This is a genomic window from Paenibacillus sp. Paensp38 (genome assembly GCF_059491915.1).
Genome location: NZ_CP168516.1, coordinates 4,593,029 through 4,605,000, shown reverse-complemented (window position 1 = coordinate 4,605,000; position 11,972 = coordinate 4,593,029). Strand labels below are relative to the sequence as shown.

The 11,972-nt window shown below is 47.8% G+C and carries 8 protein-coding genes and 2 rRNA genes; 8 read left to right on the top strand and 2 right to left on the bottom strand.

Annotated elements, in window-relative coordinates; all coding sequences use genetic code 11:
- Positions 1-130: 130 nt before the first annotated feature.
- A 23S ribosomal RNA gene (locus ACEN8J_RS20330) occupies positions 131-3,058 on the top strand.
- 151 nt (positions 3,059-3,209) lie between these two features.
- Positions 3,210-3,326, top strand: a 5S ribosomal RNA gene (rrf, locus tag ACEN8J_RS20325).
- Between the two features lie 180 nt (positions 3,327-3,506).
- Here the strand turns inward: rrf and ACEN8J_RS20320 are convergent.
- Positions 3,507-3,665, bottom strand: a complete 159-nt coding sequence (locus ACEN8J_RS20320; RefSeq protein ID WP_165147892.1) for a hypothetical protein — start codon at positions 3,663-3,665, stop codon at positions 3,507-3,509.
- A 294-nt stretch (positions 3,666-3,959) separates the two neighbouring features.
- Between ACEN8J_RS20320 and ACEN8J_RS20315 the strand changes: the two genes are divergently transcribed.
- From ACEN8J_RS20315 to ACEN8J_RS20295, 5 genes are all read left to right on the top strand, one after another.
- Entirely contained in the window at positions 3,960-5,291 is a 1,332-nt protein-coding gene (locus ACEN8J_RS20315; RefSeq protein WP_029514650.1) for an extracellular solute-binding protein, read from the top strand.
- A 228-nt stretch (positions 5,292-5,519) separates the two neighbouring features.
- Positions 5,520-6,410, top strand: coding sequence for a carbohydrate ABC transporter permease (locus ACEN8J_RS20310; protein WP_495593900.1), 891 nt, complete (start codon positions 5,520-5,522; stop codon positions 6,408-6,410).
- 5 nt (positions 6,411-6,415) lie between these two features.
- Complete coding sequence (locus ACEN8J_RS20305; protein WP_069010722.1) at positions 6,416-7,249, top strand: carbohydrate ABC transporter permease; 834 nt, start codon at positions 6,416-6,418, stop codon at positions 7,247-7,249.
- 30 nt (positions 7,250-7,279) lie between these two features.
- Positions 7,280-9,076, top strand: a complete 1,797-nt coding sequence (locus ACEN8J_RS20300; protein WP_322251947.1) for a cache domain-containing sensor histidine kinase — start codon at positions 7,280-7,282, stop codon at positions 9,074-9,076.
- Positions 9,057-10,241: a response regulator gene (locus tag ACEN8J_RS20295; protein ID WP_495593899.1), complete on the top strand. Its 1,185-nt coding sequence runs from the start codon at positions 9,057-9,059 to the stop codon at positions 10,239-10,241. The genes ACEN8J_RS20300 and ACEN8J_RS20295 overlap by 20 nt, the downstream gene beginning before the upstream one ends.
- Positions 10,242-10,313: 72 nt before the next feature.
- On the opposite strand, the gene ACEN8J_RS20290 is transcribed toward ACEN8J_RS20295, so the two are convergent.
- A complete protein-coding gene (locus ACEN8J_RS20290) occupies positions 10,314-11,219 on the bottom strand; it encodes a LysR family transcriptional regulator (protein WP_029514655.1) in 906 nt (301 codons plus the stop codon).
- Between the two features lie 160 nt (positions 11,220-11,379).
- Between ACEN8J_RS20290 and ACEN8J_RS20285 the strand changes: the two genes are divergently transcribed.
- Positions 11,380-11,970: a UbiX family flavin prenyltransferase gene (locus ACEN8J_RS20285; protein ID WP_340884121.1), complete on the top strand. Its 591-nt coding sequence runs from the start codon at positions 11,380-11,382 to the stop codon at positions 11,968-11,970.
- Positions 11,971-11,972: the final 2 nt, after the last annotated feature.

The following is an 11,972-nucleotide window of genomic DNA, read 5'->3' as shown; positions in this document are numbered from 1 at the left end:
GAATATTCCTTTAAGCTGATCTTGTGTAAACAAGTGAAATAAAGGTAGCAGGTAAGGAAAGATCTTTTGCCTTTGGCAAAAATCATTCTTTATCGAACATCGACATTTTCTTTTATCAAAGAAAAGTCTAGGTTAAGCTACAAAGAGCACACGGAGGATGCCTAGGCGCCAGGAGCCGACGAAGGACGTGGCGAACAACGATAAGGCCTCGGGGAGCTGTAAGCAAGCTTTGATCCGGGGATGTCCGAATGGGGAAACCCGGCTGTCTTCATCGACAGTCACTTTCTGCTGAATACATAGGCAGAATAGAGGCAGACCAGGGGAACTGAAACATCTAAGTACCCTGAGGAAGAGAAAACAATAGTGATTCCGTCAGTAGCGGCGAGCGAACGCGGATTAGCCCAAACCAAGGAGCTTGCTCCTTGGGGTTGTGGGACGTCTCACATGGAGTTACAAAGGAACCGGTTAGATGAAGAGGTCTGGAAAGGCCCGCCAGAGAAGGTAAAAGCCCTGTAGTTCAAAACTTGTTCCCTCCGAGACGGATCCCGAGTAGTGCGGGGCACGTGAAACCCCGTATGAATCCGGCAGGACCATCTGCCAAGGCTAAATACTCCCTGGCGACCGATAGTGAAGCAGTACCGTGAGGGAAAGGTGAAAAGCACCCCGGAAGGGGAGTGAAATAGATCCTGAAACCGTGTGCTTACAAGAAGTCAGAGCCCGATATAGGGGTGATGGCGTGCCTTTTGTAGAATGAACCGGCGAGTTACGTTCCCGTGCAAGGTTAAGGTGAAGAGCTGAAGCCGCAGCGAAAGCGAGTCTGAATAGGGCGAATGAGTACGTGGACGTAGACCCGAAACCGGGTGATCTACCCCTGTCCAGGGTGAAGGTGCGGTAACACGCACTGGAGGCCCGAACCCACGCATGTTGAAAAATGCGGGGATGAGGTGGGGGTAGCGGAGAAATTCCAATCGAACCCGGAGATAGCTGGTTCTCCCCGAAATAGCTTTAGGGCTAGCCTCGGAAAGAAGAATCGTGGAGGTAGAGCACTGATTGGGTGCGGGGCCCGCAAGGGTTACCAAGCTCAGTCAAACTCCGAATGCCATAGATTTAGTTCCGGGAGTCAGACAGTGAGTGCTAAGATCCATTGTCGAAAGGGAAACAGCCCAGACCATCAGCTAAGGTCCCCAAGTGTGTGTTAAGTGGGAAAGGATGTGGAGTTGCACAGACAACCAGGATGTTGGCTTAGAAGCAGCCACCATTGAAAGAGTGCGTAATAGCTCACTGGTCGAGTGACTCTGCGCCGAAAATGTAACGGGGCTAAACACACCACCGAAGCTATGGCTTGATGCTTTGCATCAGGGGTAGGGGAGCGTTGAATGCGGGTTGAAGGTGTACCGTAAGGAGCGCTGGACTGCATTCAAGTGAGAATGCCGGTATGAGTAACGAAAAGATCTGTGAGAATCAGATCCGCCGAAAGCCTAAGGGTTCCTGAGGAAGGTTCGTCCGCTCAGGGTAAGTCGGGACCTAAGGCGAGGCCGATAGGCGTAGTCGAAGGACAACAGGTCGAAATTCCTGTACCACCGTAATCCGCTATGAGCGATGGGGTGACGCAGTAGGGTAGTGACGCGGACTGATGGATGTCCGTCTAAGCAGTGAGGCTGGTGTGTAGGCAAATCCGCACATCGTTAAGGCTGGGCTGTGATGGGGAGCGAAAATTGTAGTAGCGAAGGTCATGATCTCAGACTGCCAAGAAAAGCCTCTAGCCAGGAGAAGGTGCCCGTACCGCAAACCGACACAGGTAGGCGAGAAGAGAATTCTAAGGCGCGCGGAAGAACTCTCGTTAAGGAACTCGGCAAAATGACCCCGTAACTTCGGGAGAAGGGGTGCCTCGGTAGGGTGAATAGCCCGAGGGGGCCGCAGTGAAAAGGCCCAAGCGACTGTTTAGCAAAAACACAGGTCTGTGCGAAGCCGCAAGGCGAAGTATACGGGCTGACGCCTGCCCGGTGCTGGAAGGTTAAGGGGAGTGGTAAGCCTTCGAGGCGAAGCTATGAACCGAAGCCCCAGTAAACGGCGGCCGTAACTATAACGGTCCTAAGGTAGCGAAATTCCTTGTCAGGTAAATTCTGACCCGCACGAATGGCGTAACGACTTGGGCGCTGTCTCAACGAGAGATCCGGTGAAATTTTAATACCTGTGAAGATGCAGGTTACCCGCGACAAGACGGAAAGACCCCATGGAGCTTTACTGCAGCTTGATATTGAATTTGGGTACGATCTGTACAGGATAGGTGGGAGCCGTAGAACTTTGAGCGCCAGCTTGAAGGGAGGCATCCTTGGGATACCACCCTGATCGTATCTAGGTTCTAACTTGGTACCGTAATCCGGTGCGAGGACAGTGTCAGGTGGGCAGTTTGACTGGGGCGGTCGCCTCCTAAAGAGTAACGGAGGCGCCCCAAGGTTCCCTCAGAATGGTTGGAAATCATTCGAAGAGTGCAAAGGCAGAAGGGAGCTTGACTGCGAGACCTACAAGTCGAGCAGGGACGAAAGTCGGGCTTAGTGATCCGGTGGTACCGCATGGAAGGGCCATCGCTCAACGGATAAAAGCTACCCTGGGGATAACAGGCTTATCTCCCCCAAGAGTCCACATCGACGGGGAGGTTTGGCACCTCGATGTCGGCTCATCGCATCCTGGGGCTGAAGTAGGTCCCAAGGGTTGGGCTGTTCGCCCATTAAAGCGGTACGCGAGCTGGGTTCAGAACGTCGTGAGACAGTTCGGTCCCTATCTGTCGTGGGCGTAGGAAATTTGAGAGGAGCTGTCCTTAGTACGAGAGGACCGGGATGGACGTACCGCTGGTGTACCAGTTGTTCCGCCAGGAGCACCGCTGGGTAGCTATGTACGGAAGGGATAAGCGCTGAAAGCATCTAAGCGTGAAGCCCCCCTCAAGATGAGATTTCCCAATTAGTAAGACCCCTTGAAGACGACGAGGTAGATAGGTTGGGGGTGGAAGTGCAGTAATGCATGGAGCTGACCAATACTAATCGGTCGAGGGCTTATCCTAAGATAAAACGCAAAAGAGTTTCGGATCCAGTTTTCAGGGTGTAACCTTGAACGTATGTACAAGTGACATACAACAAGCGCATGGCTATTCATTCACACGATAAGTGGTGAAGCGAATAACTGTACGGAAGAATTTGCACAGCAAATTCATGTTTGGTGGCGATAGCGGAGGGGTTCCACACGTACCCATCCCGAACACGACCGTTAAGCCCTCCAGCGCCGATGGTACTTGGACCGCAGGGTCCTGGGAGAGTAGGACGTCGCCAAGCACGATAAAAAGAGCACAGCCCGTTAAGGCTGTGCTCTTTTTCCTATAACCGATTTATTTATCATTCACCTGAAAGATCACCATTATGGATTCGGTCAAAAGTTTTATGGTATCTTGGTTGTCCTTTATATAGTGGTGCCTAGTCAGCATTTTTAACTGAGGACAGTATTAACTGGGGCAGTTAATCTATTTCAACCTGTTCTGTCTGAAGGACACTCAAGGCTTGAAGTTTACGGGTAATTTCTTTTTGCCACTTGGTATCTCCGACTTGTACGGCAAGATTGAGAAGGTCCAAATAATCATCAATATGCAGGGAGGTTTTACTAAAAGTTTCTTTCACTGTGGTCCTGCCTCCTTTAAAGTCTATGTGTATTTATCATTTAATAATGATAATCATTATCAAAAAACAATCTTATTCATATTATGCCTGTGTTCTAGATAAATTGCAAGTTATGATATGAATGAATTTTGAAGCACGCAAATGAGGGCTTGAAAAAACAAACCCTTCTCCTTAAGTTCACGCATTGTTCACGTCTTTTCTATGGAACATAATGAAAAGAACAAGCGGGCATTGAGTGTCCACCAATAAGGAGGGCAAATTGCGCAATGCTTCAACAAGAGGAGGAAAAAGACCATGAGCAGAACAAAAATGAAAGCGTTTGCTATTATGATGGCGAGCGCCTTGGCATTGACGCTGGCAGCTTGTAATAACGGACAAAGCGCAAGTCCGGGAAATTCAGGAGAACCGAGCAAAGGCACCGCAACGAAAGATGTTACGATTACCTTTCAGAACATCAATCCTGATCCGAGCACCCCTTCGTACAAAATGATTAAGCAAATTGTAGGTCAATACGAGCAGGATCATCCTCATGTCAAAATTGAATTGGATTCGCTAAATACAGATCAACAAAAGCTTAAGCTGAAAACACAGGCAGCGGCGAAGGAAGTGCCTGATATCACGATTGTAAACCCTGCTGCACAGATGAAGCCATTCGTAGATGCCGGGCTGCTAGCTCCATTAAACGATGTGGCTGATAAAGAGGGGTTAAAAGATACGTTCCAGAATGGACTTCTTAATTACTATAGCTTCGACGATAAGCTCTACGCTTTTCCGGACGGCAACAATATAGAAGTGGTGTTTTACAATAAGGAACTGTTCAAGCAGGCGGGAATCCAGAAGTTGCCGACCACCTTTGACGAGCTGATTACGACGGTCAAAACGCTGAAGGCGAAGGGAATTACTCCGATTGCCATTGGGGAAAAGGATTCATGGACGGGGTCCCTCCTTTTTATGAACATTTTGTTGCGTACGAATGAAGGACCGAATTTTCTCAATGATGTACTGGACGGCAAAAAGACGTTTAACGACCCGGCTTTTGTGGAAGCGGTGGATGCATTTCAGGAATTGGTGCAGGCAGGAGCTTTCCCGGATGGAGCTACGTCTATTGATTACAATGCAGGTGGTAATATTTTTAAAACAGGAAAAGCCGCGATGTATATCATGGGTACGTGGGAAACGGGGTCAATTGATGCTTCTTCGGTAGCGGGTAAGGTAGGAGCGTTTCAATTCCCTACGGTGAATGGCAAGGGTGATGTGAATGAGTATGTAATTGCGCCGGGCAGCGCATTTGCGGTATCTGCGAACAGTGAACATTTACAGGAGACGAAGGATTTTCTGCACTATTTTATTAAGGAGATGCCCAAAATTCAGTTTGATCTGAAAAATGCGATTGGCAGCGGTCAGAAAATGAAAGGTGATCTGAAGGAAGCGGGCTACTCCGAGTTAGCAATTAGTCTTAATGAGCTGTTCAAGAATGTAAAAGGGGGCGATCTCGCCTTTGATAATACGATGAATCCGGCTATTGCGCAGGCGCATCTGAGTAGCATTCAAAACCTGTTCGTACAAAAAGAAGACTCCGCACAAGTTGCTAAGGAACATCAAAACACTTTTGAAGCGAATAAATAAGTGAGGATTTTACAAAAATCCAGTAAGCGACTTCCGATGAACAGTATATAGATCGAAATGGCCTAGTTCATCTAGATATTGCACTTTGGAGTGACTGGAATGGAATTTTGCAAAATCCCGAAGTAGCAGGCACTAGGGAGGGGGCGGAATGCTTCTTCCCTGATTGGAAATCATGTAGGTTGTACATCCTCAGAAGATGTTCAGAATCAACATAAAGGAGATTAGAGCATGAATGTACTGAAGGTGCCAGCACGTACCATTGCCGTTTTCGTGCTACCCTGCCTGTTGTTGTATACCTGTATGGTATTTGTTCCAATTTTGGTGTCGGTATATTGCGGATTGCTGGATTGGAACGGAATCGCCAAGGCAAAGTTTGTGGGGCTGGCTAATTTTGAGCGGATTTTCACATCAGATTCAGTGTTCTGGCCGTCCGTGAAACGGACTATGATGTTCGCTGTGTTTTCCATGCTGGAAATTCCGTTCTGTCTGCTGCTGGCGATCTTGCTTAATCGCTATGTGCGTAAGGCCAATACGCTGGTAACGATGTATTTTCTGCCGGTTATTCTGTCGGTGGTCATTATCGGGCAGCTGTGGAAGACGATCTATAATCCAGCCTCGATGGGTGGAATGCTGAACGGTATTTTGCTGGCGACTGGGCTGGAAAGCTGGACACGCTCATGGCTGACGGAACCGCTGATCGCGATGTACGCCCTCTATTTTGTATCGTTATGGCAGTATTTTGGCTATCATTTGCTTATCCAGTTTACCGGGGTACAAAATATACCGAATGAGCTGTACGAAGCAGCCAAAATTGATGGAGCTGAAGGATTCAAAGCAGACCGCTATATTACGCTGCCGCTCATTGTACCTATTTTCAAGATATCAATTGTATTAGCATTTATCGGCTCCCTGCAATCGTTTGATTTGATTTGGGTGATGACGGGTGGAGGACCAGCCCATGCGACGGATACAGTATCTACGTATATGTACAATATGTCCTTTTTATCGATGAAATACGGATATGGCAGCGCATTGGCTTCAATTCTCGTAGTGATTTGCTTGTCATTTACAATTGTGATAAATTTTGTTTTCAAACGAATCGAAAATAAGGTAAGCTAAAGGAGATGGAACTGTTGAATGTCTTGAAGAAAACGGGAGTCTTTTCCTTATTGGCAATCTTAATGGTCACGCAGCTGTATCCACTCTTTTGGCTTCTGACCTATTCGTTGAAGACAAATGAAGAGATATTGAGCTCAAGCTTCTTTGCACTCCCTCAAGTGCCTCAGTGGCACAACTATCAGGAAGCCTATGAATCAGGGAGCTACTTGCGTTATTTAGGAAACAGTGTGCTGGTAACCGGGGTTACGATGATTTTCGTCATTTTATTAAGCTCGATGACTGCTTATGCGATTACACGTTTTCGTTGGCGCTTCGGGGCTGTTGTGCTGACCATGTTTCTGATCGGGATGATGATCCCGATGCAAGCTACACTACTGCCGCTGATGGTGATGTTTAAAAATGTCCATATTCTGAATACGTATTTCTCATTGATTTTACCCTACATTGCTTTTCAGACACCGATTGCGGTCTTCATCCTATCCGGCTTTATGCGGTCCATTCCCCACGAAATTGAAGAGTCCGCTTACATTGACGGAGCGAGCATTTATCGTATTTTCCGCAGTGTAATCTTACCCATCTCGATTCCGCCTACCATGACGGTATGTATTTTAACTTTCATTAATATCTGGAATGAATACATTATGGCTGCCACCTTTATCTCGTCCGAGAAGCTCAAAACTCTCCCTTTCGGCGTATATACGTTCGTCAGCCAGTATTCTGTGAACTACGGTAATATTGGCGCTTTTCTAGTCATGGGTGCCTTACCGGTCATTATTATTTATTTTGTTCTGTCCGAAAATATCACCAAGGGCATGGTTGCGGGAGCGGTTAAAGGATAGGCGGCCGATGCGAAAGGAGCGCAGAGAGGTATGATGCGCCGTTTTCAATCCATTCAATACCGCTTGTTTGTTCTGTTCCTATTAAGCATGTCGGGCATTGTGCTGGCGGTCAGTCTATTATTTTACAACCGTACTACGGTGCAGTTCCATGATAAGGTCAGCGAGCTGGCGCGTAAAAATGTATCCCAGACGGCAGGACTGTTCGAATTGCTGCTCGGCAGCTATAATAGTCTCTCCAAATCAATCAGCAACAATATGGATTTGGTTCGTCTGTTGACGACGGATAGTAGTGATTTACCTGCTGTCAATTACATCAACGAACGTACGATTACGAATATTCTGGGGGCTATCTATTATTCGCGTGAAGATCTGATTGGCATCCATGTCATCACAGACACAGGCAAGGTATATAACTATGGCAATTATATGAATGTCATTGATACTCATTACGAACAGACGGAATGGTATAAGGAAATTCGAAAGTCGGCGGGAAAAATTGCATGGCTGGGCGTGTATCCTCACTCTGTCATTGATCAGGTGGAAACCAGACCCGTGTTTGCGTTTGGACGGCAGCTCTATGATTTGGATGAGCACAAGCCGATTGGTATTGTCCTGTTTGAGGCTGAGCCGGGTTCTGTTTTGTCGGCTCTCCACAATTTGCGGTTAGGTACCAATAGTCAGGTATATCTGCTGGGTCATGAAAATCGAATTGTGTCGGCCACTTCCCCTGATCCGCCACCGGATTTGCGAAATCTAGAGCAGCAGGTGCCAGAGGGGGAAGTTATTGTAAATCGAAGTAATGAGAATGTTGTAATCGCTTCCAAGTTGCCGTTTGCCGACTGGTCTGTGATTAGTGTGACACCTAGTGAGGATCTGAACGTGGAGCTGGTGCAAAATCAAAGGTACCTATTTATCGTGGCACCTATACTTATTATTGTGTCGGCGTTAATTGCGTCCATCGTCTCCAGAAGCATTTCCCTTCCGCTCAAGCGAGTCATTCGGGAGATGAAGCGAGTAGAGACAGGGAATTTCCGCCATACGGTAAACACCAAATCCTATGAAGAAATCAATCAGTTAGCTACTTCCTTTAACCATATGGTAAGACGAATTGCAGAGCTAATCGAGCTGGTTCGTATATCATCGGTCAGTGAAAAAAATGCGGAGCTACACGCGCTACAGACGCAGGTCAATCCACATTTTCTGTATAATACGCTGGATATGATCTATTGGATGCTGGACGAAGAGGGACAGGATCAGCTCGGAGAGGTGATTCTCTCCTTATCCCATATGTTCCGTTACAGTAGCCATTGGGAAGAGGGGGCTGATGTAAGCCTTCGTGAAGAAGTGGAGCAGGTTGGCCACTATCTCACCATTATTCAAGCTCGGCTGGAGGGCAGGGTATCTGTAGACATTAGCATTAATGAACGATGGATGGATATCCGCTTGCCAAAAATGACCTTACAGCCCTTGATTGAAAATGCGGTGAAGCACGGACTGGAGCCTCTTCATGCGAATACAGGTGGCAAGCTGCTCGTCAGAGCGGAGGAATATGAGGGTGTATTGAGCCTGCACATCATCGACAACGGTGCAGGGATGGAGTACGAACGATGGGAGGTGGTCCAGGTCGCTTTGGCAGAACCCGGCAAACAGGCGGGCAGCGGGCAGGCGGGAGGCATCGGCCTGCAAAACCTAAATTTACGGCTACGGCACATGTTCGGAGAAGAATACGGCCTACGGATCTCTAGCGCACCTGGGGCCGGAACAACAGCCACTGTAAGTGTGCCTCTGCCACAGAAGGAGGAGAAACATGAATATTCTGATAGCTGACGATGAAAGTATGATACGGCAGGGGATTCGGCGTACCATTGGCCAAGCTCTACCCACCTGCGGCATTCATCTCGCTGCTTCCACCGAGGAAGCAGCAGGCATTCTGGCGGAGCATCCTGTAGATATTGTATTAACTGATATCCTGATGCCTGGCATGGATGGTCTGGAATTCATGCGTATTTCTAAGCGAAAGCATCCTCATCTGCAGTGGGTTGTCATTTCGGCCCATTCCGACTTCCATTATGCACAAAGAGCAGTAAAGCTGGGTGCCAAAGACTACCTGTTAAAGCCGATTGGTAAAAGAAAGCTGCTGGAATGCATTGAAATGTTGGCAGCCGAGGCACTTGTGGCCTCGCAGCAGGCGAACGAGGGTAGGCTTCTCAAATCCAATATGGTTTATTTGCGTGAAGCCGTTTTCCAACGCTATGCCCTTGGACTGGATACAGGTAAGCTGGATATACAGCCTTTTGTCGAAAATTATCCGGAATTCCATCTCTTCATGGTTCGTATGGACCCTGATCACAAGCAGACACATCTGGAGCATTTTATGATTGAAAATGTACTGTCCGAACTCGTTGAGGCAGGGGGCAGCGGCTTTGTCGTTAGTCTAGACCGCCATAGTCTGCTGGGCATTGCAAGGCTAAGGAGTGAGGCAGAGGCCGCACGGCTAGAGACGTTGCTCGAATCCCATTTGAAGCGTTATGTGAAGGTGCCCCTACAAATTACACGTTCGGGTGTTCATCACAATTTTGCTTCCATACCTGAAGAGGTGGCGCGGCTAAGACGTACGCCAGAGGAGATTGCAGCCGCAGCAACGGATACAGGAGAATGTCTCCGCAAAGGCATGCATACGGTAGATGTGGCGTTGCAATACATTCGGGCTCACTTTACAGAGGAGCTGTCACTTGAAAAAGTGGCCTCAATTGTATTTTTAAATCCGGTGTATTTTAGCCAGTTATTTAAGCAAAAGACGGGACAAGGCTATAAGGATTACGTCATTTCCTTGCGTATGGAGGAGGCGAAGCGGTTGCTCAGTGATCCTCATTTGCGGCTGGCTGATATTTCAGAGCGGATCGGCTATCAGGATATGCGGCATTTTACACAGGTATTCCGGCGCAAATGTGGAATGACTCCAACCGAGTATCGACATCAGGGAGTCAAGTAAGGCGATATCAACGACCGAATGAAGGAAGTTTATCCAGCATCAGACTGTTTCAGGAGTAGAGCGGTAGAGCATCTACTCGGGAACAGTCTTTTTTGTGTTTTCAGCTTGTAGCAGTTCAACCAATTTGCGAGCTGCATTGGATAAATAACGATCCTTGCGCCATACGACGGCAGGCCGTGTGAAGGGGAACGGCTCCTTAATGGAGAGTGTGCGAAATCTGTCCCCGTATTCTTGTCCCAAGCCAGCGTCTGGAATGATGGTAATTCCCATGCCTGTGGAAACGAGCGAGAGAATGGTCGATATTTCAGGACAGTCCAATACGACGCGCGGAACAAGATGGTGTTCCTGAAATTTGCGTATGACGGTTTCGTATAGTCCGTGTCCCTCTGTTCGGCGTCCCAGCAAGAGGTCATAGTTGGCAGCTTCTTGTAACGTAATTTCCCCACTGGGATGACGATCTGCCCATTCAGACGGAAGTACGGCAACAAAGGAAACGCCCTCCAACTCAATTGAATGGTACGATTTGTCATCTACCGGAAGCAGCAACAGGGCCAGATCCACTTTATTTTGGTGCAGCAGCTCTTCCAGATGATGTGTGTCTCCGTGTCCTATTTTAATGTATACCTCTGGATAATCCTGATGAAAGCGGCTGAGTTGTTCAGTAATCAGAGACATACAGGCGGATGACGTGCCTATAGCAAGTGTGCCGGTTACTTTGTTTTCAAACTCCCCAATTTCTCTACAGGTGTCCTCCATTTCAGCCAATAATCGTTTGGCGCGTGTATACAGTGTATACCCGGCCTCGGTAACTTCCCACTTCTTTCCTTCACGGTAAATCAGCTTTACGCCAAGCTCGTCCTCCATATTTTTGAGTTGTTGACTCAGTGGAGGCTGGGCCATGTTGAGCGTTCTGGCAGCCTTGGTGATTTGCCCATCCTCCACGATGACACAAAAGTAATGCAGATGCTTCATATCCATTGGGATTCCTCCTTATTTCTAAACAACGCTTCAATTAGGATACTTTTAAAGTATGTATTACATATATTATATATATTTTTCGTGTGCAGGGAATAGGCGTATAATTTTTGACAGTAATGCATGGGTGAACATAAAACGATGGAGTGGAAGGAGGGGACATATGAAAAAAATGATTGTAGGAATATCGGGAGCGACAGGGTCGATCTTTGGTATCCGTATATTGCAACAATTACGAGAGGCTGGAGTTCAAAGCCATCTGGTACTATCCCCGTGGGCTATTGCGAACATTCCCTATGAGACAGGCTATACGGTGAAGGAAGTGGAGGCAATGGCGGATGCAGTCTACTCGTATAAGGATCAGGCTGCGCGTATTTCCAGCGGCTCCTTTCGGGTAGACGGTATGGTCGTCGCTCCTTGCAGCATGAAGACTCTTGCCTCTATTCGTATCGGTATGGCGGACAACCTGCTCACCCGATCAGCGGATGTGATGCTGAAGGAGCGAAAGAAGCTACTGCTCATGACCAGGGAAACACCATTAAGCAGTATCCATCTGGAAAATATGCTGGAGCTGTCACGTATGGGCGTGACGATCCTGCCGCCGATGCCTGCCTTTTATAATCATCCTGCAAGTATCGAGGAATTGGTAGATCATATTGTTTTTCGCGTATTAGATCAGTTCGGTATCGTCACAACCGCAGCCAAACGATGGGATGGAATGAAGCAAACTGACTCCAGACTGCACCAGAATTGAGA

Coding starts and splice junctions, on each gene's coding strand:
- ACEN8J_RS20315 (WP_029514650.1), top strand. CDS start 3,960: ATGAGCAGAACAAAAATGAAAGCGTTTGCTATTATGATGGCGAGCGCC.
- ACEN8J_RS20310 (WP_495593900.1), top strand. CDS start 5,520: ATGAATGTACTGAAGGTGCCAGCACGTACCATTGCCGTTTTCGTGCTA.
- ACEN8J_RS20305 (WP_069010722.1), top strand. CDS start 6,416: ATGGAACTGTTGAATGTCTTGAAGAAAACGGGAGTCTTTTCCTTATTG.
- ACEN8J_RS20300 (WP_322251947.1), top strand. CDS start 7,280: ATGATGCGCCGTTTTCAATCCATTCAATACCGCTTGTTTGTTCTGTTC.
- ACEN8J_RS20295 (WP_495593899.1), top strand. CDS start 9,057: ATGAATATTCTGATAGCTGACGATGAAAGTATGATACGGCAGGGGATT.
- ACEN8J_RS20290 (WP_029514655.1), bottom strand. CDS start 11,219: ATGGATATGAAGCATCTGCATTACTTTTGTGTCATCGTGGAGGATGGG.
- ACEN8J_RS20285 (WP_340884121.1), top strand. CDS start 11,380: ATGAAAAAAATGATTGTAGGAATATCGGGAGCGACAGGGTCGATCTTT.